The 25,956-nt window shown below is 58.8% G+C and carries 22 protein-coding genes and 1 pseudogene; 15 read left to right on the top strand and 8 right to left on the bottom strand.

Annotated elements, in window-relative coordinates; genetic code table 11:
• The first annotated feature begins 5 nt into the window (after positions 1-5).
• From pqqA to B723_RS23320, 7 genes are all read left to right on the top strand, one after another.
• Entirely contained in the window at positions 6-77 is a 72-nt protein-coding gene (gene pqqA / locus B723_RS32505) for a pyrroloquinoline quinone precursor peptide PqqA (RefSeq protein WP_003253598.1), read from the top strand.
• A gap of 55 nt (positions 78-132) precedes the next feature.
• Positions 133-1,047, top strand: a complete 915-nt coding sequence (gene pqqB, locus B723_RS23345; RefSeq protein ID WP_017339448.1) for a pyrroloquinoline quinone biosynthesis protein PqqB — start codon at positions 133-135, stop codon at positions 1,045-1,047.
• A 108-nt stretch (positions 1,048-1,155) separates the two neighbouring features.
• Positions 1,156-1,908, top strand: coding sequence for a pyrroloquinoline-quinone synthase PqqC (gene pqqC / locus B723_RS23340; RefSeq protein ID WP_017339447.1), 753 nt, complete (start codon positions 1,156-1,158; stop codon positions 1,906-1,908).
• A complete protein-coding gene (pqqD, locus tag B723_RS23335; RefSeq protein ID WP_017339446.1) occupies positions 1,905-2,177 on the top strand; it encodes a pyrroloquinoline quinone biosynthesis peptide chaperone PqqD in 273 nt (90 codons plus the stop codon). The genes pqqC and pqqD overlap by 4 nt, the downstream gene beginning before the upstream one ends.
• On the top strand, positions 2,155-3,297 hold the full coding sequence (gene pqqE / locus B723_RS23330; RefSeq protein WP_017339445.1) for a pyrroloquinoline quinone biosynthesis protein PqqE: 1,143 nt from the start codon (positions 2,155-2,157) through the stop codon (positions 3,295-3,297). The genes pqqD and pqqE overlap by 23 nt, the downstream gene beginning before the upstream one ends.
• Positions 3,298-3,500: 203 nt before the next feature.
• On the top strand, positions 3,501-4,664 hold the full coding sequence (ercA, locus tag B723_RS23325; RefSeq protein WP_017339444.1) for an alcohol dehydrogenase-like regulatory protein ErcA: 1,164 nt from the start codon (positions 3,501-3,503) through the stop codon (positions 4,662-4,664).
• Positions 4,648-6,375, top strand: coding sequence for a PAS domain-containing hybrid sensor histidine kinase/response regulator (locus tag B723_RS23320; protein ID WP_017339443.1), 1,728 nt, complete (start codon positions 4,648-4,650; stop codon positions 6,373-6,375). Before ercA ends, B723_RS23320 begins: the two co-directional genes overlap by 17 nt.
• On the opposite strand, the gene B723_RS23315 is transcribed toward B723_RS23320, so the two are convergent.
• The 5 genes and pseudogenes from B723_RS23315 to B723_RS33785 form a co-directional block, all read right to left on the bottom strand.
• Positions 6,360-7,238 carry an aldose 1-epimerase gene (locus B723_RS23315; RefSeq protein WP_017339442.1) on the bottom strand — a complete coding sequence of 293 codons (879 nt, stop codon included), beginning with the start codon at positions 7,236-7,238 and terminating at the stop codon, positions 6,360-6,362. The two genes, B723_RS23320 and B723_RS23315, sit on opposite strands and share 16 nt — an antisense overlap.
• Before the next feature lie 26 nt (positions 7,239-7,264).
• Positions 7,265-8,152: an SMP-30/gluconolactonase/LRE family protein gene (locus B723_RS23310; RefSeq protein ID WP_017339441.1), complete on the bottom strand. Its 888-nt coding sequence runs from the start codon at positions 8,150-8,152 to the stop codon at positions 7,265-7,267.
• A 53-nt stretch (positions 8,153-8,205) separates the two neighbouring features.
• On the bottom strand, positions 8,206-9,024 hold the full coding sequence (locus tag B723_RS23305; protein ID WP_017339440.1) for an NAD-dependent epimerase/dehydratase family protein: 819 nt from the start codon (positions 9,022-9,024) through the stop codon (positions 8,206-8,208).
• A 283-nt stretch (positions 9,025-9,307) separates the two neighbouring features.
• Positions 9,308-10,609, bottom strand: coding sequence for an OprD family porin (locus B723_RS23300; protein ID WP_017339439.1), 1,302 nt, complete (start codon positions 10,607-10,609; stop codon positions 9,308-9,310).
• Between the two features lie 130 nt (positions 10,610-10,739).
• A pseudogene (locus B723_RS33785) lies at positions 10,740-10,869 on the bottom strand (copper homeostasis membrane protein CopD); the annotation flags it as partial.
• Positions 10,870-11,232: 363 nt separating this feature from the next.
• On the opposite strand from B723_RS33785, the gene B723_RS23295 reads away from it, so the two are divergent.
• Positions 11,233-11,853: a TetR/AcrR family transcriptional regulator gene (locus tag B723_RS23295; RefSeq protein ID WP_017339437.1), complete on the top strand. Its 621-nt coding sequence runs from the start codon at positions 11,233-11,235 to the stop codon at positions 11,851-11,853.
• Positions 11,854-11,968: 115 nt separating this feature from the next.
• Here the strand turns inward: B723_RS23295 and preA are convergent, their stop codons facing one another.
• The 3 genes from preA to hydA all read right to left on the bottom strand — a co-directional run bounded on the left by preA (position 11,969) and on the right by hydA (position 16,154).
• On the bottom strand, positions 11,969-13,243 hold the full coding sequence (preA, locus tag B723_RS23290) for an NAD-dependent dihydropyrimidine dehydrogenase subunit PreA (protein WP_017339436.1): 1,275 nt from the start codon (positions 13,241-13,243) through the stop codon (positions 11,969-11,971).
• The gene (locus tag B723_RS23285) at positions 13,244-14,611 is read right to left on the bottom strand and encodes an NAD(P)-dependent oxidoreductase (protein ID WP_031319006.1); all 1,368 of its coding nucleotides are present in this window, start codon (positions 14,609-14,611) and stop codon (positions 13,244-13,246) included.
• Positions 14,612-14,714: 103 nt separating this feature from the next.
• Entirely contained in the window at positions 14,715-16,154 is a 1,440-nt protein-coding gene (hydA, locus tag B723_RS23280) for a dihydropyrimidinase (RefSeq protein WP_017339434.1), read from the bottom strand.
• A gap of 554 nt (positions 16,155-16,708) precedes the next feature.
• On the opposite strand from hydA, the gene B723_RS23275 reads away from it, so the two are divergent.
• From B723_RS23275 to B723_RS23245, 7 genes are all read left to right on the top strand, one after another.
• Complete coding sequence (locus B723_RS23275; RefSeq protein ID WP_017339433.1) at positions 16,709-18,193, top strand: NCS1 family nucleobase:cation symporter-1; 1,485 nt, start codon at positions 16,709-16,711, stop codon at positions 18,191-18,193.
• A 41-nt stretch (positions 18,194-18,234) separates the two neighbouring features.
• Complete coding sequence (locus B723_RS23270; RefSeq protein WP_017339432.1) at positions 18,235-19,518, top strand: Zn-dependent hydrolase; 1,284 nt, start codon at positions 18,235-18,237, stop codon at positions 19,516-19,518.
• 284 nt (positions 19,519-19,802) lie between these two features.
• Positions 19,803-20,573, top strand: coding sequence for a hypothetical protein (locus tag B723_RS23265; RefSeq protein ID WP_017339431.1), 771 nt, complete (start codon positions 19,803-19,805; stop codon positions 20,571-20,573).
• A gap of 83 nt (positions 20,574-20,656) precedes the next feature.
• Complete coding sequence (locus B723_RS23260; RefSeq protein WP_017339430.1) at positions 20,657-22,153, top strand: helix-turn-helix transcriptional regulator; 1,497 nt, start codon at positions 20,657-20,659, stop codon at positions 22,151-22,153.
• A 177-nt stretch (positions 22,154-22,330) separates the two neighbouring features.
• Positions 22,331-22,579 carry a DUF1652 domain-containing protein gene (locus B723_RS23255; RefSeq protein ID WP_017339429.1) on the top strand — a complete coding sequence of 83 codons (249 nt, stop codon included), beginning with the start codon at positions 22,331-22,333 and terminating at the stop codon, positions 22,577-22,579.
• Positions 22,580-23,426: 847 nt separating this feature from the next.
• The gene (locus tag B723_RS23250) at positions 23,427-25,406 is read left to right on the top strand and encodes a hypothetical protein (RefSeq protein WP_052909708.1); all 1,980 of its coding nucleotides are present in this window, start codon (positions 23,427-23,429) and stop codon (positions 25,404-25,406) included.
• Positions 25,407-25,552: 146 nt separating this feature from the next.
• Entirely contained in the window at positions 25,553-25,849 is a 297-nt protein-coding gene (locus tag B723_RS23245) for a hypothetical protein (protein ID WP_144425267.1), read from the top strand.
• Positions 25,850-25,956: the final 107 nt, after the last annotated feature.

The raw sequence follows: 25,956 nt of genomic DNA, 5'->3' as shown, positions 1-25,956 counted from the left end.
GACCCATGTGGACTAAACCCGCGTTTACCGATCTGCGCATTGGCTTCGAAGTGACGATGTATTTCGCCAACCGTTGATCGTCCACCCGGCCAGCCGCTGCGTTGGCCGGGCCTGCCTTCTGGAGCATCGCCCATGTACATTCGGGTTCTCGGTTCCGCCGCTGGCGGTGGTTTTCCGCAGTGGAACTGCAACTGCCGCCAGTGCGCCGGTATGCGCAATGGCAGCCTGCGCGCGCAACGACGCACGCAGTCTTCCATTGCCCTGAGCGACAACGGTGTGGATTGGGTGCTGTGCAATGCGTCCCCGGACATTCGCGCGCAACTCGAGAGTTTCGCGCCGTTGCAACCGGCCCGCCGCTTGCGCGACACGGCGATTGCCGGCGTGGTCCTGATGGACAGCCAGATCGACCATTGCACCGGCCTGTTGAGCCTGCGCGAAGGTTGCCCGCATTCGGTCTGGTGCACCGAGCGGGTTCATGAAGACCTGAGCAGCGGTTTCCCGTTGTTCACCATGCTCAAGCATTGGAACGGCGGCTTGCAGTGGCAACCCGTGGGGCTTGACCGCGAGCCGTTCACTATCGCGGCGTGCAAGCATTTGCAGTTCCGGGCGATTCCGTTGGTCAGCAACGCGCCGCCGTATTCGCCCAATCGCGGCAATCCGCAACCGGGCGACACCATTGGCCTGTTCATCGAAGACCTGCGCACGGGCGGGTCGCTGTTCTATGCCCCGGGCCTGGGCCAGATCGACGATGAGGTGCTGAGCTGGATGCAACGTGCCGATTGTTTGTTGCTGGACGGTACGTTGTGGCGCGATGACGAGATGCGCGTGTGTGAAGTCGGCCAGAGCCTGGGCAGTGAAATGGGCCACCTGCCGCAAAGCGGACCGGGCGGCATGCTTGAAGTGCTGGAGGGTTTCAGCCGCCAGCGCAAGGTGCTGATCCACATCAACAACACCAATCCGATCCTCGACGAAGACTCGGCGGAGCGGGCGTTGCTGGAGCGGCGGGGCGTTGAGGTCGCGTTCGATGGCATGAGTATTGAGCTGTAGCTGATGGCCTCATCGCGAGCAGGTTTGTGTACACCGCAGATCCCTTGTGGGAGCGAGCCTGCTCGCGATGGGGCCAGACCAGACACCGCATATTCCCGGAGAACCGCAATGACTGACACCCCAATGACCCCCACCGAATTCGAAGCCGCCCTGCGCGCCAAAGGTGCGTACTACCACATCCATCATCCTTTCCACCAAGCCATGTACGCCGGACGCGCCACTCGCGAGCAGATCCAGGGCTGGGTCGCCAATCGCTTTTACTACCAGATCAACATTCCGCTCAAGGATGCCGCCATCCTGGCCAACTGCCCGGACCGCGACGTGCGCCGCGAATGGCTGCAGCGGATTCTCGACCACGACGGCGTGCCCGGCAGTGAAGGCGGCATCGAAGCCTGGCTGCGCCTCGGTGAAGCGGTGGGCCTGGATCGCGAACAGATCCTGTCCCAGGAACTGGTATTGCCCGGCGTACGTTTCGCCGTGGACGCCTACGTCAATTTCGCCCGGCGCGCCTGCTGGCAGGAAGCGGCCAGCAGTTCGCTGACCGAGCTGTTCGCGCCGCAGATCCACCAGTCGCGGCTCGATGCCTGGCCCACGCATTACCCGTGGATTGACGTCGCCGGCTACGACTATTTCCGCACGCGCCTGAGTCAGGCGCGGCGTGATGTCGAGCACGGTTTGCGCATCACCCTGGCGCATTACGTCACCGTCGAAGGCCAGCAGCGGATGCTGGAAATCCTTCAGTTCAAGCTCGACGTGCTGTGGAGCATGCTCGATGCCATGAGCATGGCTTACGAGCTGCAACGCCCGCCGTATCACACGGTGACGACCGACCGCGTCTGGCATCGGGGGATTGCGCTGTGAGCCTGATCAACCGTGCGCAGGCGCCGACGTTGCGCCAGGGTTTCCGCTTGCAGTGGGAGCCGCGTCAGGACTGCCATGTACTGCTGTACCCCGAAGGCATGATCAAACTCAACGCCAGCGCCGGGCAGATTCTCGATCTGCTGGACGGTCAACGCAGTGTGGCGGCGATCATTGATTTACTCTCCGCGAGTTTTCCCGGTGTGCCGGGGATCGACGAGGACGTGCTGGCGTTTCTGGAGGTGGCCCATGCTCAATTCTGGATCGAATGATTCGCGCCCGGGACCGCCGCTGTGGCTGTTGGCGGAGCTGACTTATCGTTGTCCGCTGCAATGCCCGTATTGCTCCAATCCACTGGATTTCGCTCAGCAAGGCGCGGAGTTGAGTACCGAAGAATGGATTCGCGTGTTCCGCGAGGCCCGCGAAATGGGCGCTGCGCAACTGGGCTTTTCCGGTGGCGAGCCGTTGGTGCGCCAGGACCTGGCGGAGCTGATAAAAGCCGCACGGGACATGGGTTACTACACCAACCTGATCACCTCGGGCATCGGTTTGACCGAGCAGAAAGTCCATGATTTCAAAGTCGCCGGGCTCGACCATATCCAGATCAGCTTCCAGGCCGCCGACGAAGCGGTCAACAACATGCTCGCCGGCTCGCGCAAGGCTTTCGCGCAGAAGCTTGCCATGGCCCGCGCGGTGAAAGCCCAGGGTTATCCGATGGTGCTGAACTTCGTCACCCATCGGCACAACATCGACGAGATCGCGAAGATCATCGACCTGTGTCTTGAGCTGGAAGCGGATTTCGTCGAATTGGCCACGTGTCAGTTCTATGGGTGGGCCGAGCTCAACCGCGTGGGCCTGTTGCCGACCCGCGAGCAATTGCAGCGCGCCGAGCGCATCACCAACGAATACCGTGAGCGGCTTGAGGCGCAGGGCCATCCGTGCAAGCTGATTTTCGTCACCCCGGATTACTACGAAGAACGCCCCAAGACCTGCATGAACGGCTGGGCCAATCTGTTTCTCGACATCACCCCGGACGGCACGGCCTTGCCTTGTCATAGTGCCCGGCAATTGCCGGTGACGTTCCCGAATGTGCGCGAACACAGCATCGAGCACATCTGGACCGATTCCTTCGGTTTCAACCGCTTTCGTGGTGATGACTGGATGAAGGAACCGTGCCGCTCCTGTGATGAAAAGCACAAGGACCTTGGCGGCTGTCGCTGCCAGGCGTTCATGCTCACCGGCGATGCGGCCAATGCCGACCCGGTGTGCAGCAAGTCGCCGCACCACGGCGTGATCCTCAAGGCCCGCGAGGAAGCCGATGCGCCGGGGCAGGGCATGGAACACTTGACGTTGCGCAATGAAAAGGCCTCGCGGTTGATCTATCGCGGATGAATACAGCGACACAAATCCCTGTGGGAGCCAGCCTGCTAGCGATAGCGGTTTGTCAGGCAATACAGATGTTAAATGTGCCGCCCCCATCGCGAGCAGGCTCGCTCCCACAGGGATCTGCGGTGTAACCATTGGTCTGATTGCATTCACAGCCGGATGGGTTAGTGTGGCTCTTACCTTCCAAAACAATAAAAACAGGCTTTCCAATGAGCCAGAGTCTCAGCCAGCTGCGTAAATTCGTTTCACCTGAAATCATCTTTGGTGCCGGTTGCCGGCACAACGTCGGCAACTACGCCAAGACCTTTGGTGCCCGCAAGGTCCTGGTGGTCAGCGATCCTGGCGTGATCGCCGCCGGTTGGGTCGCCGATGTCGAGGCCAGCCTGCAAGCCCTGGGCATCGATTACTTCCTCTACAGCGACGTTTCGCCCAACCCACGGGTCGAGGAGGTCATGCTCGGTGCCGAGTTGTACCGGGAAAACCATTGCGACGTAATCGTCGCCGTCGGTGGCGGCAGCCCGATGGATTGCGGCAAGGGCATCGGCATTGTCGTCGCTCACGGGCGCAGCATCCTCGAGTTCGAAGGGGTGGACACCATTCGCGTGCCCAGCCCGCCGCTGATCCTGATTCCGACCACCGCGGGTACCTCGGCGGACGTCTCGCAATTCGTGATCATCTCCAACCAGCAAGAACGCATGAAGTTCTCCATCGTCAGCAAAGCGGTGGTCCCGGACGTGTCGCTGATCGACCCGGAAACCACCCTGAGCATGGACCCGTTCCTGTCGGCCTGTACCGGCATCGACGCGTTGGTGCACGCCATCGAAGCCTTCGTGTCCACGGGTCACGGCCCCTTGACCGACCCGCATGCGCTGGAAGCGATGCGCCTGATCAACGGCAACCTGGTGCAGATGATCGCCAACCCGAGCGACATCGCCCTGCGCGAGAAGATCATGCTCGGCAGCATGCAGGCCGGGCTGGCGTTCTCCAACGCGATCCTCGGCGCAGTGCATGCCATGTCCCACAGCCTGGGCGGCTTCCTCGACTTGCCCCATGGGCTGTGCAACGCGGTACTGGTGGAACACGTGGTGGCCTTCAATTACAGCTCCGCGCCGGAACGGTTCAAGGTGATTGCCGAAACGTTCGGCATCGATTGCCGTGGCCTCAATCACCGGCAGATCTGCGGGCGTCTGGTTGAGCACCTGATCGCGTTGAAACATGCGATTGGCTTCCATGAAACCCTCGGTCTGCACGGCGTCAGCACGGCGGACATCCCGTTCCTGTCGCAACACGCCATGCACGATCCGTGCATCCTCACCAACCCGCGCGAATCCAGTCAGCGTGATGTCGAGGTCGTCTATGGCGAAGCCCTCTGACGAACAACAACGGGCGCTGGCCGGGTTACTCGGATTAGGCAGTCACTCGGCGCGCAAGAGCCATTACCCGGAACTCGCCGCGCGCCTCGACGAGCTCGAAGCCGAGCGCAATCGCTACAAGTGGCTGTTCGAAAATGCCGTGCACGGGATCTTCCAGGCGAGCCTGCTCGAAGGCATGCGCGCCGCCAACCCTGCGTTGGCGCGGATGCTGGGCTATGCAAACCCTCAGGACGTGCTGTTTTCCCTGGCGGATCTGGCGAGCAACCTGTTTGTCGGCGGTGCGCGGGAACTGGAAAACATCGGTGAAATCCTCCGGCATCAGGGCAGTCTGCACGGCTATGAAACCCAGTTGCGGCGCAAGGACGGCAGCAGCCTCGATGTGCTGATGAACCTGCTGCTCAAGCCCGATCAAGAGGCGCTGGTGGAGGGTTTTGTCGCCGACATCACTGAACGCAAGCAGGCGCAGCAACGGTTGCAACAGCTCAATGACGAACTGGAACAGCGTGTCACCGCGCGCACCGACGAATTGCTTGAAGCCAACCGCAACCTGCAGCAACAGATCACCCAGCGCAAACAGATCGCCGAGGCCTTGCGCGATGCCCGGGACGCTGCCGAGGCCGCCAATCGCAGCAAGGACAAATACCTCGCCGCCGCCAGTCACGACCTGCTGCAACCGCTCAACGCCGCGCGTTTGCTGATTTCGACCTTGCGTGAACGCAAACTGCCGGACGTCGAACAGGTGCTGGTCGAACGCACCCATCAGGCCCTGGAAGGGGCGGAAGACTTGCTTACCGATTTGCTCGACATCTCCCGGCTCGATCAGGCCGCGGTCAAACCGGATGTCGCGTTGTACCGCCTCGATGAATTGCTCGGGCCGCTGGCGTCCGAGTTCCGGTCAGTGGCCGATGCGGCCGGGTTGCGTTTGCGCGTGCACATGGGCGATTTCGCCATTCGCACCGACCTGCGGCTGATGACCCGTATCCTGCGCAACTTCCTCAGTAACGCCTGCCGCTACACCGACGAAGGCAGCATTCTGCTCGGGGCCCGGCGGCGGGGTGACAGGCTGCGCCTGGAAGTCTGGGACACCGGGCGCGGGATACCGGCGGATCGCCTCGACTCGATTTTCCTCGAGTTCAATCAACTGGACGTCGGCCGCGCCGCCGACCGCAAAGGTGTGGGGCTGGGGCTGGCCATCGTCGAGCGCATCGCCAAGATCCTCGACTACCGGATCCAGGTGCATTCGCTGCCGGGACGCGGCTCGATGTTCAGCATTGAGGTGCCGATCTCCCATGAGATTCCGTTACCCATCAGCCTCGCGGCGCCCCAGTCGGGGACCGGAAATCCGTTGCCGGGCCGGCGGTTGCTGGTGCTGGACAATGAGGTGAGCATTCTGCAAAGCATGAGCGCATTGCTCGGGCAGTGGGGCTGCGAAGTGGTCGTCGCCACCGACGAAACCTCGGCACTGGCCGCGTTGCAGGGCCAGGCGCCGGAACTGATCCTGGCGGACTACCACCTCGATCACGGGGTGGTGGGGTGTGAGGTGGTCCGGCATCTACGCGAGCATTTCAGCCAGACCATTCCGGCGGTGATCATCACCGCCGACCGCACGGACCAGTGCCGACGCTCGTTGCAACGACTCGACGCGCCGCTGCTGAACAAACCGGTGAAACCCGGCAAGTTGCGCGCAGTGCTGAGTCAGCTATTGGGGTAGGCGCGGTACTGCATGCTGAAAGCCAGTTCAGCGGACTGATCCTGCTCCAGCAACACCAATCCCGGCCGGCCGGGCAAGTGGTGCGCATTGACCGGATGGCTCACCGGTTCGATGCAGAAAAACGCCAGGTCCACCGGGCAGTAGAGCAAGTAGTAATCGCTGCCGCTGGCCTGGCATTCCAGTTCATAACCGAGGTCGGGTTGCTGGATCAGGCAGTGGCCATCCCATTGGCAGAATCCGTTGTCGACCAGCGTGCCGGGCAAGGCCTTGAGTTGCTGAAAGTCCCAATCGGCCGGCAATGTGCTGAGCCGTGTGGGCAGTTTGGCCGCGTCGCATAACCAGACTTGCCCGGCTTTTGCCTGCAACCGCGTGCCAGCGGTGCGCGGCAGATACGGGTGCAATCCCAAACCATGCCACGCAGCGCGTTCGGCCAGATGCGAGACGTGCAATTCGATGCTCAGTTTGCCGTTGCTCAGATGGATACGCTGCCGGGCGCGATACGCGAACGGTGTGGTGCTGTCGAGTTGCAGCACGACTTCATCCTGCGTTTGCAAAACCACCTGCCACGGCTGCTGCCAGGCGCTGCCATGAATCGGCAGCGGATCAGTGAGGCTGTTGGGCTCGAGCGCGAGCCAGCCATCCGGGCGATCAAAACCACCGTCGGAAATGCGGTTCGACCATGGCACCAGCGGAAAGCATCCGAGCTTGCCCGGCAGGCCGGTGTTGAGCGCGTGAGCGTCGCTGTGGCGCAACAGCGGCTGACCCGAACTGCGCACGGTCCAGTTGACGATGCTCGCACCGAGTTCGGGGGCGAGGGTGAGGAGGGTGAGTCCGTCGTTGAGTTCGAGCAAGGTTGGCGTCATGTTCACCAGCGATACGAGCGTTTCAGTCAGTGGTTGAAAACGGGTTCCGGCAATCCCTTTACACCGGGTTCAAGGGCGAACACGCCCCCGGCCAGTGACTGTGGGTCGTGGTCGTCACCGGGGCGGATCGAGGTCACGAACAGCGTGTCCAGTCGACTGCCACCGAAGGCGCACATGGTTGGTTTTTTCACGGGTACGGCGAGGGAACGATCAAGACGACCGTCGGGAGTAAAACGGTGAATCAGCCCAGCGTCGTTGGCGCAGATCCAGTAGCAGCCATCGGCGTCTACTGCGGCGCCGTCGGGGCGGCCAGGGAACTGATGCATATCGACGAACAGCCGTTGGCTGGACGGCGTGCCGCTGTCGATGTCGTAGTCGAAAGCCCAGATCTGCTGGACCGAGGGATGCGAGTCCGACAGGTACATCGTGCGGCCATCCGGGCTGAAGCCGAGGCCATTGGGCACGATGAATCCACCCAGTTGCGCGCCGAGCGGCCCGCGCTGTCCGGCACTGTAGCGATACAACGCGCCGTCGGCCGCATTGGCGCCCATGTTCAGCACCATGCTGCCGGCCCAGAAACGCCCCTGACGGTCACAACGACCATCATTGAGGCGCATGTCGGTGCGGGAATGGTCGACGTGCGCCAGCAATTCACTGTCAAGGCTGCCATCGTTGTGCGTGTGAAGGCGAAAGAATCCGCTTTCCATCCCGGCGACCCAACCGCCGTCAGGGCTTCGCACGATGCAGGCGAGCATTTCCGGTGCAGTCCAGGCCTCGACACGGCCGGTTTCGGCGCTCCAGCGTTGCAGGCCCCCGGCGGGAATGTCGACCCAGTACAGGGCGTTTTCCTCAGGAACCCAGACCGGGCTTTCACCGACCCCGTTTCGGGCATCGACAATCAATTCGGCTTGCATGGCGACTCATTCCCTTGGTTTTTTGTTGTGGAGATCAAGTGAAACGAATGGGGTCAGTCGCCGAACGGGCCGGACGTGACGAAGGCACCACCCTGATAAACCATGGCCGGGTCATCTGCGGCCGGCATCGGCTGGGCTTCGACTTTGTCGCGGAACACTTCAGACGTGTCCTTTGGTACGTAACCCAGGGCGGTAGCATAGCGGTTATCCCACCAGACCTTCTTGTTGTCGGAGGCGCCGTAGACCACGGTGTGGCCGACACCAGGGGCGTACAGGGCGCGTTCGATCAAATGGGTCAGGTCGCCGAAACTCAGCCAGGTGCTCATCATCCGGCGGTTTTGCGGTTCCGGGAACGAAGAGCCGATGCGGATGCTGACGGTCTCGATGCCATAGCGATCGAAGTAGAAACTGGCCATGTCCTCACCGTAGGACTTGGACAAGCCGTAGTAGCTGTCCGGGCGGCGAGGGGAGTGGGCGTCGATCACTTCATCCTGTTTGTAGAAACCGATGACGTGGTTGGAACTGGCGAAAATCACCCGCTTCACGCCATGGCGGCGTGCGGCTTCATAGATGTGGAATACACCGCAAATGTTGGCGCCGAGGATGTCTTCGAACGAATGTTCCGTCGAAACGCCGCCGAAGTGCAGGATCGCATCCACGCCTTCCACCAGTTGATGCACGGCTTGCTTGTCCGCGAGGTCGCAGGTCACGACTTCTTCGCGATCATCGATGGCGGGGGCGATGTCAGCGATGTCCGACAGGCGAATCACGTTGGCGTAAGGCCGCAGGCTTTCGCGCAGGACTTTACCGAGGCCACCGGCGGCACCGGTCAGCAGCAGGCGATTGAAAGGGGCGTTGGGCGTAGTGGTCATGGCAGTTCCTGGACGCAAATTATTGTTGTCAGAATCGTTGTAGGTTGTCGTATGACTTGGTCGGAGTATCGTTAGGCTTTCCGGGTCTTGTCAACGCGACTTTGGTGGAAATGGACGGAGGGTTGTCAAGCGCCCAACTGTGGCGAGGGAGCTCGCTCCCGCTGGGGCGCGAAGCGGCCCCTGCAATCCTTCAGCAAGACTGGATTGTCCGGTTTTGCCACTGCTTCGCAGCCGAGCGGGAGCAAGCTCCCTCGCCACAGAGTTGTCCAGGCTTCAAAAGGTTTTACAGCAACGAAATCGGATAGCTGACGAAAATCCGGTTCTCATCGAATTCATTGGTGCTGAAGTCTTTGCGGATGCTCGCGTTGCGCCATTTGACGTTGAGGTTTTTCAGCGGGCCGCTCTGGACGGTGTAGGCCAGTTCCGATTCGCGACCCCATTCCTTGCCATCGGTAATCACCCCTGTGTGCACGTTATCGCCGCTGATGTAGCGGTTCATCATCGTCAGGCCGGGAATGCCGAGCGCCACGAAGTTGTAGTCATGACGCAGCTGCCAGGATTTCTCCTTGGCATTGTCGTAGCTGGAGTTGTAGCTGTCGTTGGCCAGGGTGCCGCCGCTCGTGCCGTTGACGCGCATCCAGACATCGTCGCCGCTGAGTTTCTGCAGGCCGACATAGAACGTGCTGCCGCCGTACTTGGCCGAGAGCATGGCGAACGCGGTTTTGTTGTCGAGGTCGCCGGCCAGGGCGCTGCCGTCTTCCTTGCCGATGAAGTAACCGAGATTGGCGCCCAGGGTCCAGTCGCCGATTGGCTGGCTGTGGCTCAGGTTGAAATACTGCTGCTGATAGATATCGCTGAGTTCCGCGTACCAGACACCGACCTGGGTACGTTTTTCGTTGAACGCATATTCACCGCCGCCGAAGTTGAAGCGGTCCGAGGTAAAGGCCGCCGATTTGCCGTTCATGAACATGTCTTCCATGCTCGCATCGTTACGCGGGCTGTTCTGGCGGAACTGGCCGCCGTAGAGCGTCAGGCCGCTGATCTCGGTGGACGTCACCTGGCCGCCACGAAAGGTTTGCGGCAGAGAGCGACCATCGTCAGAGCGCAGGATCGGCAGCACCGGCATCCATTCCCCGACTTTCAATTCGGTCTTCGAGACTTTGCCTTTCAGCGCCACGCCCATCCGGCCGAAATTGTCCGCCGGGCGGCCGTCATCGTGAATCGGCAGCAACTGGGTGCCGCCCGTGCCTTTGCCGCCGTCGAGTTTCTGCGAGTACAAGCCGAGCACATCCACGCCGAAGCCGACCGGGCCCGGAGTGAAGCCGGATTTGGCGTCGAGGATGAAGCTTTGCGTCCACTCTTCAGCCTTGCCTTGAGGGTAGGCCGGATTGGTGTAGTTGCGATTGAAGTAGGCGTTGCGCAGGTTCAGCGTGGCCTTGGCGTCATCGACGAATCCTTCGGCGTTGCTGATCATGGGCATGGCGAGTACGGCCAGGCTGCTGCAACCGATCAGGCTCAGGGTATTGCGGCGTACGAAGGTTGGGCGAGGGGTGCAGGCGAAGGAATTACGGACGTGCTTGCTCACTGTGACGCTCCCGATGTTTCTTGTTGTTTTTATTGTTGTCATACGTCGTCGTACAACATTAGGGCGATTATTTGCGAGGGTTTAGCGGGTTGTCAATCGGAAGTTATACGATGACTTGGGGATTGTGCTGTCAGCTAGAAATCATGGGAGGCATGGTGCCCAGGAGGGAGACCGCAGCCACTGCGCCCATCCCCACCAACCATTCCGCAATCCTTGATCTGCAACCGATTGAACAGCACCAACCGCAAAATGCAGGAAACGGCACAGCACCAGCGCGCTCGTCATGAGTGACCCGTCAACCTTGAAGCTGTACGCGCCTTCGCTTTTATGGGTGTCGACCGACGCAAGTCCGACGGTGCACTCACGGTGCTGTCAGCGGCCGGGGGCTGGCCTTTCAGATGGGCGTGGCAAATACCGACGAGGCGGCGAGCAGCGAGCCGAGGAGGACGGCGATGGAGAGGGATTTCTTGAAAAGCATCGCGGAGATCTCAGAGGCAGGTTCGAAGAAGGGCGACAGTTAACTGCGAGCGTTAGCGGGTGGTGGTACGAAGTTTCGTTTTCCGATGTCGCCGCGAGGTAGAGCGGATGCTAGTCTTGAGCAACGCTGTTGCCAGGGAGCCCCCATGGGCAATCACAAGATCGAGATTCGCCGCAGTAACGTCGAAAAAATCCTGCTCGGGGCCGAAAAGGTCTTTGCCGAAAAAGGCTTCGGCGGCACCGCCATGGCCGACATCGCCGCCGAAGTGCAACTGCCGCGTTCCAACCTGCATTACTACTTCAGCACCAAGACCGAATTGTACAGCGCCGTGCTGTTCGATTTGCTGGAGGTGTGGAAGCAGGACGCCCTGTGTTTCGAGATGTTCGATGATCCGCGCGTGGTGCTCAGCAGCTACATCCGCGCCAAGATGAACCACTCCCGCAGCCGGCCTTACGGCTCGAAAGTCTGGGCCAATGAAATCATCCACGGCGCACCGACGTTGGGTGAGAAACTGGACGTCAGCCTGTACGACTGGGCCAAGATGAAAGAGGCGAAAATTCGCCAGTGGGTGGACGACAAACGCATCTTGCCGGTGGAGCCTTCAAGCCTGCTGTACATGATCTGGGCCTCGACCCAGCATTACGCTGACTTTGATCATCAGGTGAATATCCTGAACGATCATCAGCCGCTGTCGGACATGCAGTTCGAGCGGGCGGTGCAGACGGTGACGAGTGTGATTTTGCGGGGGATCGGTCTGGAGCCTTAAAATCTCGAGTGGTGCTGCCGGCCTCATCGCGAGCAGGCTCGCTCCCACATTGGAATGCATTTCAAATGTAGGAGCGAGCCTGCTCGCGATGGCGTCAGTTCAGGCGCCGAAGATTTCAGACCGCAACGTGATACGGATTCCTCGGATCATGATTCCAGTCCAGAAACGGCTTCCCGTTCTCCATCGGCACCATCTCTATGCAGTCCTGTACCGGGCAAGTGATCTGGCACAAATTGCAGCCCACGCACTCCTCGTCGATGACTTCATATTTATGCGTACCGTCCGCCTGCTTGAGACTGGCCACGGCCTGATGGGACGTGTCTTCGCAGGCAATATGGCAACGCCCGCAGCCGATACACGCTTCCTGGTCAATCTTCGCAATGACCTGATAGTTGATGTCCAGGTACTTCCAATCGGTAGTATTGCCCACCGCGCGCCCGGAAAATTCCGACACGCTGGCGTAACCCTGACTGTCCATCCAGCGTGACAAACCGTCCTTCATTTCCTCGACAATCCGGAAACCATGCAGCATCGCCGCCGTGCACACCTGCACCGAGCCGCTGCCCAGCGCGATGAATTCCGCCGCATCGCGCCAGTTGCCAATGCCGCCGATGCCGGAGATCGGCAAGCCTTGCGTCTGCGGATCGCGGGCAATCTCGGCGACCATGTTCAGCGCAATCGGCTTCACCGCCGAACCGCAATAACCGCCGTGGGTGCTTTGGCTGCCGACGGTGGGGTTGGCGACCATGCGCTCCAGGTTGACGCTGGTGATCGAGTTGATGGTGTTGATCAGCGACACCGCGTCGGCACCACCGCGATGGGCCGCACGGGCGGCGACGCGGATGTCGGTGATGTTCGGCGTCAGCTTGACGATCACCGGCAGCGAGCAATACGTCTTGCACCAGCGCGTGACCTGCTCGACATACTCCGGCACCTGACCGACCGCCGCGCCCATGCCCCGTTCCGGCATGCCGTGCGGACAACCGAAATTCAGTTCGATGCCATCGGCACCGGTGGCTTCCACCAGCGGCAGGATGTATTTCCACGATTCTTCGACGCAGGGCACCATCAGCGACACAATCAACGCCCGATCCGGCCAGTCTTTTTTGACCTGGGTGATTTCCCGCAGGTTGATCTCCAGCGAACGGTCGGTAATCAGCTCAATGTTGTTGAAACCCAACACTTCACGGTTGGCCCCGAAGTGCGCCGAGTAGCGCGAGGACACGTTGACCGCCGCCGGGTCTTCACCCAGGGTTTTCCAGACCACGCCCCCCCAACCGGCTTCGAAGGCGCGGACCACGTTGTAGGCTTTGTCGGTCGGTGGCGCGGAGGCCAGCCAGAACGGGTTGGGGCTTTTGATGCCGGCGAAGACAATCGAAAGATCGGCCATTTACGCAGCCTCCACGTTGAGCATCAGTTGAGCGTTGATGGCCTCGGCCGCCAGTTTGCCGTGCTGCACTGCTTGCACGGTGAGGTCCTGATCGAGGCTGGTGCAGTCGCCGCCGGCATACACGCCCGGAATGCTGGTGCGCAGGTGTTCATCGACTTGAATCCGATCGCCCGAACGCTTGAGTTCGCGAGCCAGCGGATCGCCAAGAGCGCTCGAGTCGAAGGCCTGGCCGATGGCTTTGAAAATCGCATCGGCCGCCAGTTCGAAGGTTTCGCCGGTGGTTTGCAGGCGACCTTCCACCAGGTGCGTGCGAGCGAAGCGCATGCCGCGCACGTTGCCTCGATCGTCGAGCAGCACTTCTTCGGGTTGCGCCCAGGTCAGCAAGCGCACCTGATTGGCTTTGGCGATGTCTTGTTCGTGGTGGGTGGCGCCCATGTCCTCGACGCCGCGGCGATACACCAGATTCACGTCATGCGCGCCGAGGCGGGCCATTTGCACGGCCATGTCGATGGCGGTGTTGCCGGCACCGAGGACGATGCAGCGGTTGGCCAAAGGCAGTTGTGTCAGATCATCGGCCTGGCGCAATTCACGGATGTATTCAGTGGCGGGGAGCAAGCCCGGTGCATCTTCGCGGGCCAGCCCAAGCTGTTTGCTGGCGTTGAGGCCAAGTCCGAGGAACACTGCGTCGAATTGTTGATGCAGCTCGCTGAGGGTCAGGTTTTCGCCGAGTTTTTGTCCGTGACGGATTTCGATGCCACCGATCTGCAGCAGGAAGTCCAGTTCCTTCTGCGCGTAATCGTCCACCAGTTTGTACTTGGCGATCCCGTATTCGTTGAGGCCACCAGCCTTTTCCCGTGCTTCGAAAATCACCACGTCATGCCCATGCATGGCGCTGCGATGGGCGCAGGACAAACCGGCCGGACCGGCACCGACCACGGCGATGCGCTTGCCGGTGGTTGCGGCGCGAGGGAAGGGGTGTTCGCTGAAGTGCGCATTGTCCACGGCGTAGCGCTGTAGCAGGCCGATCAGTACCGGCGCGCATTCATGGGCGTTGTTGCGCACGCAGGCTTGCTGGCAAAGGATTTCCGTCGGACAGACCCGGGCGCAACTGCCGCCGAGGATGTTCGCCGAGAGGATTTTCTGCGCCGCGCCTTGCACGTTGTCCTGATGGATATTGCGGATGAACGAGGGAATGTCGATGTCGCTCGGACAGGCATTCACGCACGGCGCGTCATAGCAATACAGGCAGCGCGAGGCTTCCAGATGTGCCTGGCGGTCGTTGAGCGGCGGCGCCAGGTCGGTGAAATGACCAGCGAGGTCGGCCGCATTCTCGTAGGGATGCGGGAGGTGGTTCAGGGACTTGATCACGGTGTTGGCCTCACGGTTATTGAGGTAACTGCCTCTGGTGGGCATTGGCTTTTTTGCATCACCCAGTGGCGAGGGAGCAAGCACCCTCGCCACAGGGGGCAGATCAGCGTTTCACAGCAACCGGCTGATTCAACTCAGCCCGCTTGCTCAGCAAATCAAACACCGCCGGATACGCCGGCCGCTCGACATACCGCCCGGCCCCACGCTCGGCGCGCAAATCCCCATCGGCCCAGACCACACGGCCCTGGCTGATCGTATGGCTCGGCACCCCGCGTACGGTCTTGCCTTCGAAGATGTTGAAGTCGACTTGCTGGTGATGGGTCTTCGCTGAAATCGTCCGTGTGCCCTCGGGATCCCACAGCACCAGATCCGCATCGGCACCGACGCGAATCGCACCTTTGCGCGGGTAGAGGTTGAAGATCTTCGCGGTGTTGGTAGAGGTCAGCGCGACAAATTGCTGCATCGAAAAACGCCCGGTGTTCACCCCTTCATCCCAGAGCACCGCCATGCGGTCTTCGATACCCGCGGTGCCGTTCGGGATCTTGCTGAAATCGTCACGCCCCGCGGCTTTTTGCTCGGCGCAGAAGCAGCAATGGTCGGTGGCGGTGGTGTGCAGGTTGCCGGATTGCAGACCATGCCAAAGTGCTTCCTGATGGCCGCGCGGACGGAACGGCGGGCTCATCACGTAGCCGGCGGCGGTCTGCCAGTCCGGGTGTTGATAGACGCTGTCGTCCAGCAGCAGATGACCGGCGAGCACTTCACCGTAGACTTGCTGGCCCTTGCTGCGGGCGTAGGTGATTTCGTCGAGGGCTTCCTTGGTCGATACGTGAACCAGATACAGCGGCGTGCCCAGGGTTTCGGCGATGCGGATGGCCCGGCTCGCCGCTTCACCTTCGACCTGCGACGGACGCGACAGCGGATGCGCTTCAGGGCCGGTGATGCCCTGCGCCATCAGCTTGCGTTGCAGGTGATAAACCAGCTCGCCGTTTTCCGCATGCACCGTCGGCACCGCGCCCAGTTCCAGGCAGCGTTCGAAACTCGCTACCAAGGTGTCATCGGCCGCCATGATCGCGTTCTTGTAAGCCATGAAATGCTTGAAGCTGTTGACGCCGTGATGGCTGACCAGCTCGGCCATTTCCTCGCGGACCTGCTCGCTCCACCAGGTGATCGCAACGTGGAAACCGTAATCGGAGGCCGACTTCTCGGCCCATCCGCGCCACTGATGAAAGGCTTCCATCAGCGATTGCTGCGGGTTGGGAATCACGAAGTCGATGATCGACGTGGTGCCCCCGGCAAGGCCTGCCGCCGTACCGCTGAAAAAGTCCTCACTGGCCACAGTGCCCATGAAAGGCAGCTGCATGTGCGTATGCGGATCGATGCCGCCGGGCATCAGGTATTGGCCGCTGCCGTCGAGCACTTCGGCGCCTGCCGGAACATCAAGATTGTCACCGATGGCTTTGATCACGCCGTCGGCGCAATAGACGTCGGCGCGATAACTTTCATCATGGGTAATAACGGTGGCGCCACGGATCAACAGAGACATTCCGAGTTCCTCGCAGGCAATGACCGACTGGTGCCGGTTCTAAATGTTTTATATGAAGCAGGCGTAGACAGGAGTATTCCTGTCAACACTGTCAGGAATAGAAACTAGTATGAGTTCGTGGAATCAGCAAGAATAATTTTTATAAGCATATAACTGATTTAAGTATTTGAAATATAAGTACTAAAACGATTAATCACCAAAATGGTGAGGCCTCTCACCATTTTGACGCACTTGACAGGTTCCAAAAATGGTCAAGATTTCTTATGTGAAATCAGCCGCTTGAGGATGGTCTATGGTTGATGCGCAACTTTGAAAAAAAGATCGACGCACCAGATTGAGTCCTGACGGTTCGGACCACTGGCCTGGCCTTTTAGCCTGAGGAAACAGGCAAGTCACCGAGGACTCACCAGGTATATAAATAAAGCTGATAAACATCAGTGCTTTACGAAGTTTTTATGGAACTGCCCGATGCGCAATCGGGGTGCCCGGCACGTTTATTGATGCCACCAGCCCCTTGTTGAGCAAAAAATAATTCAAAGAACAGTGGAGCGGCCATGCAACAGATCAGATCGCAAGTGACCGAGCGCGACGGCTTGTTCGAGCTCGAAGCCGGCAGCGATGTCCTCGACAGTCCCCGTTACAACCACGATATGGCACCGACCAAGGTGCGCGAGCGAACCTGGAACAAATGGCACATCACCGCGCTGTGGGTCGGCATGGCGATCTGCGTGCCGACCTATACCCTCGGCGGGGTGCTGACCGCTTACTTCGGCCTGAGCGTCGGTGAGGCGCTGCTGGCGATTCTGTTTGCCAACATCATTGTGTTGATTCCGCTGACGCTGAACGCGTTCCCCGGCACCAAATACGGCATCCCGTTTCCCGTCCTGCTGCGTTCATCCTTTGGCATTCTGGGCTCCAACATTCCCTGTCTGATTCGCGCCTTGGTGGCGTGTGGCTGGTTCGGCATCCAGACGATGTTTGGTGGGCTGGCGATTCACCTGTTCCTGGGCTCGGTGTTCGAGGGCTGGAAATCCCTCGGCGGCACGGGTGAGGTCATCGGTTTCATGGTGTTCTGGGCCTTGAACCTGTGGGTGGTGATTCGCGGCGCCGAGTCGATCAAATGGCTGGAAACGCTGTCCGCGCCGCTGTTGGTGCTGGTCGGTGTCGGGCTGCTGGTGTGGGCCATGCCGAACGTATCGATGAGCGAATTGATGGCGATCCCGGCCAAGCGTCCGGAAGGGGCGAGCGTGGTCAGTTACTTCGCCGCCGGGCTGACTGCGATGGTCGGGTTCTGGGCCACGTTGTCACTGAACATTCCGGACTTCAGCCGCTACGCCAAAAGTCAGAAGGACCAGATCGTCGGGCAGATCATCGGCCTGCCGCTGACCATGTTCCTGTTCGCTTCACTGGGCGTGGTGATGACGGCCGCATCGGTCAAGCTGGTGGGCGTGACCGTGTCCGACCCGGTGACGCTGATCGGTCACATCCAGAGCCCGGTCTGGGTCGCGCTGGCCATGGCGCTGATCATCATCGCCACGCTCTCCACCAATACCGCCGCCAACATTGTTTCGCCGACCAACGACTTCCAGAACATCGCGCCGAAGGTGATCAACCGCACCAAGGCGGTAATGCTCACGGGGGTGGTTGGCCTGGTGCTGATGGCGCATGAGCTGCTGAAGAAGCTCGGGCTGATCGTTTCCGATGTGAGCCTGGAAACGGTCTATTCGAACTGGCTGCTGGGCTATTCCAGTCTTCTCGGCCCCATCGCCGGGATCATGGTGGTGGATTATTTCCTGATCAAGAAACAGCAACTGGACCTGGCCGGGCTTTATCGCGATGACGTCTATCCGGCGTGGAACTGGTGCGGGTTTATCGCGTTTGGTGTGCCGGTGGTGTTGACGCTGCTGTCGTTGGGCAGCGATGCCTTCAGCTGGTTCTACAGCTATGGCTGGTTCACGGGTTCGGCGCTGGGTGGGTTGATTTATTACGGGTTGTGCTCTGTTCGGCCCAGTCCGTCTGTTGCGAAAACTGCGGTGTAGGTACAGGCATACACCTATGACAACTTCCTGAGGAGATCACCATGAACGCGGCCGTAGACGTTCTGCAATCCACCCATCAGCACATCAACCGCGACCGCCTGTGGCAGTCGCTCATGGACCTGGCCAGACTCGGCGCCACAGTCAAGGGCGGCGTCTGTCGCCTGGCCCTGACCGACCTCGACCGCCAGGCCCGGGACATCTTCGTCAAGTGGTGCGAGGAGGCCGGCTGCACCGTCAGTATCGACGCCGTCGGCAACATCTTCGCCAGGCGCCCCGGGCGCAATCCCAACCTGCCACCGGTGATGACCGGCAGTCATATCGACACTCAACCCACCGGCGGCAAGTTCGACGGCTGCTTCGGTGTGCTCGCCGGCGTCGAAGTCTTGCGTACGCTCAACGACCTCGGCGTGGAAACCGAAGCGCCGCTGGAGGTGGTGGTCTGGACCAACGAGGAAGGCTCGCGTTTCGCCCCGTGCATGATGGGCTCCGGCGTGTTCGCGGAAAAATTCACCCTTGAAGAAACGCTGGCCAAGGTCGACGCCGAAGGCATTACCGTCGGCGAAGCACTGAACGCGATTGGCTATGCCGGCTCGCGCAAGGTCAGCGGTCACGCCGTCGGCGCCTATTTCGAAGCCCACATCGAACAGGGGCCGATCCTTGAGGACGAACGCAAAACCATCGGCGTGGTCATGGGCGCCCTCGGCCAGAAATGGTTCGACCTGAAACTGCGCGGCGTCGAAGCCCACGCCGGACCCACCCCGATGCACCTGCGCAAAGACGCATTGGTCGGTGCGTCCGTCATTGTCGGCGCCGTCAATCGCGCCGCCCTCGGCCATCAACCCCACGCCTGCGGCACTGTCGGTTGCCTGCAAGCCTATCCTGGCTCGCGCAACGTCATCCCCGGCGAAGTGCGCATGACCCTGGATTTCCGGCATCTGGAACCGGCACGCCTGGATTCGATGATCGCCGAAGTCCGCGAAGTGATCGAAGCCACCTGCGAAGAGCACGGCCTGACCTTCGAACTGACACCGACCGCCGACTTCCCGCCGCTGTACTTCGACAAAGGCTGCGTCGAAGCGGTACGCGGCGCGGCCCAAGGGCTTGGCTTGTCGCACATGGATATCGTCAGCGGAGCAGGGCACGACGCCATCTTCCTCGCCGAACTCGGCCCGGCCGGGATGATCTTCGTACCGTGCGAGGGTGGTATCAGCCACAACGAAATCGAAAACGCCGCACCGGACGACCTGGCGGCAGGGTGTGCGGTGTTGTTACGGGCGATGCTGGCGGCGTCGGCGGCGATTGCCGGAGGGCAAATCGCGGCATGAAGATCCGACGTTCGTGTTTTCAGGTGCACGCAACCCCTGCAGGAGCCGAGCTTGCTCGCGAAGACGTCGGATCAGGCGGCGAAGATGTTGCATATGATGGACTCTTCGTGAGCAAGCTTCGCTACGACGAAGGTGTTGTGATTCTATTTTGGCTATTAAAAAGGCTGTTTATTCGAATTTGATTCTAAGCAACTGTCATATTTGACAGTGGCGCTGTAGTTTATTTTCTCTAATAGTAGTCGCGCATAGGCTGGTGTGTGAATCAATTAGAGGGAGATTGCATTATGGGAACTGTCGTAGATGCTGAATCAAGAAATGACCCGTACGATAATCTATTCATGGAGATCAACCAGAACAGACTAACGCGTGGCGCGCCTCTGCTGCTGCAAAGTTCTTTCGCAAATAAGTTGAGCATTAATATGCCCGGCTCGTTGGGGGCGTTTCGTCTGGGGGTAGTCTCTGATGGACAACCCATCTATTTAGAGCCGGGTACCGATACGTGGGTGAAACCGGTGGCTGGTAAGTTAAAGTGGACGATAACACCTGGAAGTACGGAAGAGCGTTTCACTTTGGTACTGTACAGCCGGGACTTTAATCAAACGTTGGCATTTCACTGCGAATCCTATGCGGCCGATCACCCTTGGTATTCAAGTTCAAGGTTTTACGTTTTTACGCCGACCAATAATGGATTTTTTGCTCATAAGGGTATTTTGCGCCTTACTCAAACTGACTACCGAAATGGCATCCAGCTTTGGCCCGTTGGGAACAGATTGTTTGGTAAAAAAATAACAATGACATTGACGGGGGAGCATGGAGTTCCCGATGTTACGCCTGCCGAGCCTCAGACGATGGGGCACTTAGAATTGAAGTGGAATTTTAGTTTCGATAAATTCGATAAAGTAGTGCCGGTAACCGCACGGTTTGAGGCTGAAGGTGTGCCGTTAGCTACTAGTTTTGACTTTTCGCCCACAGCAGATGTCATGACTGAAACCGTATCTGGCAAGTTGGAGCATTCAGAAGCAATTGAGAGTTCCACAGATTCAGCCAAGGAGTAGAAGTAACGCACGATCACAAACCCCTGAGGTCGTAATCTTCACAGAGCGCCGCACGTTGGCGCTCCCGCGATTGTGGAGATCCAATGAGCCAAGACGTCCTGACCACTGAAACCAATCGCCGTCAATTGCAGCAGATCATCGCCGGTCTGTCCGACGGCGTGATCCTGCTGGAGCTCGATCAGACCCTCCTCTGGGCCAATGAAGCCGCGCTGACCATGCACGGTGTCAGACGGATCAGCGAACTGGGCGCCAATGCCAAGGAGTACGCGAAACGCTTCGCCTTGCGTTATCGCAACAATCATCCGGTGCCGGCCGACAACTACCCGATCAATCGCGTGGCCCGTGGTGATACGTTCAGCGATGTATTGGTGGAAGTGACTCCGCTCGACGATGAAGCGCGTACCTGGGTCCACAACGTACGCAGCCTGGTCCTGACCGACAGCGGCGGCGAACCGGAGTTGCTGGTGCTGATCATGGACGATGTCACCGAGTGGGCCAGCGCCGAGCAGCGTTTCGAAAAGACCTTCAATGCCAACCCGGCCCCGGCGGTGATTTGCCGCCTCAGCGATCTGCGCTACATCAAGGTCAATGCCGGCTTCCTTGAAATGACCGGCTACAGCCGCGATCAGGTCATCGGTGTGTCGACCTATGAGCTGGACATTCTTGAAGGCGCCGAAAAGAAAGACCTGGCAATCGAGCGCTTGCGTGAACACGCCACTATTCCCCAGATGCAGGCCGAGCTGAAATTGCCTGAAGGCGGCAGCAAGCAGGTGATCGTCGCGGGCCAGCCGCTTGAGCTCAACGACGAAGAATGCATGTTGTTTTCCTTCGTCGACATGGAACCCCGGCATAAGGCCGAGGTTGCCCTTCGCCAGAGCGAGGAACGGTTTGCCAAGGCTTTCCGCCTGACACCGGTGCCGATCCTGGTGTGCAACGCCAGTGATCAAGTGGTGCTGGACGTCAACGAGGCGTTCCTCGAAACCCTCGCTTATCCGAGTGAAGAAGTGCTCGGCAAGACCATCGCCGAGATCGATTTCATCCATGACACCGGCGCACGCACTCGTCTGTTTGCGGCACTGGAGAAAACCGGCAGCCTGGATCGCATCGATGTCAGCGTACGTAAAAAAGATACCGAACTGATCGATTGCGCGATTTCCGCCGACACCGTGAACATTCAGGACAGCCCTTGCTACCTGCTGGTGTTGATGAACATCACCGAACGCAAACGCACCGAGCTGGAATTGGTGGCCGCGATTGAAGAGGTGATGAAAGACGCGTCCTGGTTCAGCCGTACGCTGATCGAAAAACTGGCCAACGTGAAAAGCGTCAACTCGCCGAAATTGCCCAGCGTCTCCTTCACTGACCTCACCGCCCGTGAACGCGATGTGCTTGGCCTGATCTGCGAAGGCCTGGCTGACAAGGAAATCGCAGCGCGCCTGAAACTGGCCCCCAACACCGTGCGCAACCATGTTTCGACGGTGTATTCCAAGCTGGACGTGCACAGTCGCAGTGAAGCGATTGTCTGGGCGCGCGAGCGCGGATTGTTCTCCAGCGAACGCCGACCGAAGCGGCAAAGGTAAGGTGCAATTGCACTAGATTAGCCAGTGCAAATGGATGTTCTGACCGGGCTTGGCGGTTCTTAAGCTGTAAGGGTGCGATACGAGTCTTCGCGAACCCCTTCGATACATGAAAAGGAACCGTCACATGGTCACGTTCACAGCGCACTGTTTGATGCGCCGCCGCCAAGGTGAATTGCAATGATTTCCCTGGCGCAATTACGTCTGCAACTGGAGCGCAGTTTTTCGCCGCTGGCTTGTGAGTGCACGCTGACGGGGGATCACTCGTTGACGGTGAAACTCTATCACCCGGTTTCCGGGCAGGTTGACCTGGTAGTCAGTGGCTTGAGGGTCCCGCTTGCGACTCTGGAAGCGGTAGAGGCACTGATTGAAGAACTGCGTTATGAACTTGAGAGCAACACGCTGCATCGCCCCGACCCTGTCCGATAGCGCGTGCCGGTTAGATCCTTGCTATGAAAAAGCCAAGCGATCTCAACCATGCCGCCTATAAGAAAAGTGAACGTTTGTTTGCCGTGACCGGTCCACACTTTTGTAGTGTTTGCTGTTTGTCGCGGAATATGTCGATCACTTATCGCGGGTCAGTTTATGAACAGTCTTGGGAAATGCACGTTTGCGTCATTGTCGCTCGCCTTTTGCATAACGATACTCGGCGGTTGTGCCAGTCCTCCCCCACCGCCGCCCGCCGCTCCACCTCCGATGCCTCAACGCACGTGTGAAACGTCCGAAAAAACCGATGTACTGGGTGATGTAAGGGCGGAGGGTGAGGTCACACGAGTGACTACGTTGACTCGGTGTGTGACTCAGTAGCGGCGTGTTGTTTATGAAAAATTGGCTTTTGATCGCAATTGGTTCTAGCCGAACTGTCAACTCTGACAGTTCCATAATTCATGCACTGTCTCGATAGTTGAGTGGTCGGTATTTCTTAATGCCACCCTGGATGTCGAGGCGGTGCTATGAGTCATCACAAGTCAGGTGAAATCAGCACACGCTGTAACTCATGGCTTGCTGATTTGTCCAGACGATAAACAATTTTTGCTTCGCGAATTTTGAATCATTACCCGTCGCTTGAAAAAAAAGGCAGCCAAGGTTGTCTTTTGCTCATTCTATAAAACGAGTAACGCAATCTATTTTATGGCACCGATACTCTCGTCAAATCGTGCATTAATCGCGATTTGATCTAACTTTACTGTCAAATATGACAGTTCCATAAACCTGCATTTTTTCCGATAGTCGAGCAGTCTTTTTTAATGCGACTGCTGACTAACGGGATAACGCCATGACCTTCGAACGCCACGCCGGATCAACGTTACAACGCTTCTGGGATAACGCCAGGTTATTTATCAACGGCCAGGAGTTCCAGGAAGGGGAGGAGTTTTTCTTGCTCCGCGGCCAGCCAAATCAAGTAAAGGTGGAGGTGTCAGCGGATATCGCGAAGCAGATAAGGTTGGAATTGGCTGAAGATGACGAACTGGATCTTGTTTCATCGCCGGGATTTGGCGATTGGGTGGAGGGCGAATTCGCATGGGCGATTACACCGGGCGATGGTGCCAGTGGCCGAATCACGCTGGTGCTGATCAGCAAGGAAGTGGAGGTGCCTTGGGTGCTCTCTTGCCGCGTGATGTCAACCAACCTGCTGGACGAAGTGGACGGTGTTCAAGTGAACGGTGCCCCTTATCCGACCCAGGGTGTCGTGCTGTTCAGGGACGAACCTCAGACCGTCACCCTGACCTATAAGCCGGGCAGCCCCGTGCAAGACTGGCCTCTGGAACTGACGGCCACCTTGCTCAGCGGATTGCAGGATGGCGACCTGGTGGTCACTTTGGCCGGGCCGCATTCGTGGACGATTGTGGCTTCCAACAACAGCGGCACGTTCAAGCTGGATTTGACGGGGTCGGACTTTACCACCGGCATAACGCTAGCCGACAGCAAGGTGCTGTCCCGCAATCTGGCGGATGAGGCAACGGTTCAGATAGACGGAAAAGATGCGGAGCCCGGCGCACTTTATTTCAGGGGCGGGGTACACACGCTGACGCTTGTCCCCAAGGCAGGCAGCCCGATTGCGGGTTATGGGGTCGGGTTGTGGCTCGGGCGGTCGCCGCTCGTGACCAGCAACCCCCCGGCGGAAACCTTTACCGGATTGCATTCCTGGACGATCACCTTGGCTTCGGATAGAAGCGGTACGTTTCATTTTGAGCTCGCAGGCCATGGTTTCGGGAGGGGCAACATAAAAATTGATGCTAACAAACTGTTGTCGCCGGATTTGGCGGATGAGGCCGATGTACTGATTGGTGGCAACATTGTTCCTCCAGAAGGTATCGACTTCAAGCATCTGCAACCCCAGGTCCTTACGCTAAGGTATAAAACCGACAGTCCACTGCCGGGACATCCCGTAAAACTGAAGTGCAGAATAGTAGAAGGGTTGGAAGAGGGAAGCCTGCCGAGTGAACCTGATTATGGCGAGGAGCAAACTACCCACCGCTGGACTATGACCGGTTTAAGAGGGATCGGAAAGTTTCAACTGAGTTTGGCGGGCAACAACATGACCAGTGAACTCGTTGTTCCGGTCTGTCATTTGTCGGAGGGCGGTGTGCCGGATTACTTTACGGTTCAGTTCGATGGTAATTCATTGAAACCTGGCGATAAGGCGCATGCGACACGATATGGGCGGCATACCATTACACTCATACCGAAGAGCGGCGCTCCCGATAACAAAGTCAAGCTCGATTGGGGCATTGAGGCGCCTGACGGGGTGACAATGACACCTGCCCCGGGTGTCTCTCAGACGGTCCATCCGACAGAAGGGGCCACTTGGGAGCTGAGGTGCCTCGGCGTGGATGCCGAGTTTTCAGTGAAAGCGGAGTGGGAAGGGGCATCTTTGACTGCTTTGGAAACTCCAGTGTCGTTGAAGGCTGGAACCTACAATATGCGCTTCACTTATCTTGGCATACCTATGGCTTATCCACCGACAGAAGTACTCGCTCCGGAATTGATTCCCGGAGCAGGGTGGGGCGTTCAGCCTTCGGTACAAGTGACTACGCAGGAAGGGGTTCCGGTTGCGGGCGTTAACGTCGAGTTCATTGCACCTGATCACCCAGTCGGTTTTGGAACAACTAACGCAACCGGGGGGGCCGGAAGCTCCGTGGCGATCAAGTATTATCCTAAAGAAAGGCATGTCATTGAACTTTTGGCAAAAACGACCGAAGCAACAGGTCGTGTTTCCATGATTCGGTTACTGTTATTACTTACTCCTGCTTAATACGTAAGAAGGGCAAGGAACTCCTGTCATTTGGAGTTCCATGTTTTATTACAGTTTTCTCTGGATTGCTGTCAGTTATGACAGTTACCCAGTCAATGTTTTTCCTCGATACTCGAGCGGCCAATTCGATATCTGAGAGTACCGTCATGACCAATGAAATCAAATCTGTATCAGCTCGGCCAAATGGTTGGGAAGACGCCAAGTTGTTCTTCAACGACAAACTGATCGAGGGGCCCATTATGCTGTGGCGTGGGCAGGTACACGATATAAGGGTGGAAGTCCCCTCGTCCTTTACTGGACAGATATCTCTCACGAAAGAGGATTCCCGCGACCTGGCCATCACCGCTTCCCCGGAGTTCGGCACCCCTGCCGATCCGGTCGGCAATGCATTCAGTAAACCCAAGGAGCTCCGGTCGTTCGGAGCTCCTTTTTTCAATGCTTGATCCTGACAATGTCGACTACCGGGGCTTCGGCGTTGAAAGGTTAAGGGAAAGGAAATTTACTGTTTTTATCGCGTTTTGTTCTATTGGTTTGTCAGTTTTGACAGTTA

It is taken from the genome of Pseudomonas fluorescens NCIMB 11764 (assembly GCF_000293885.2).
GTDB classification, from domain to species: domain Bacteria; phylum Pseudomonadota; class Gammaproteobacteria; order Pseudomonadales; family Pseudomonadaceae; genus Aquipseudomonas; species Aquipseudomonas fluorescens_B.
Note: the sequence above shows the minus strand (reverse complement) of the source record. Positions and strands in the feature narration are given on the sequence as shown.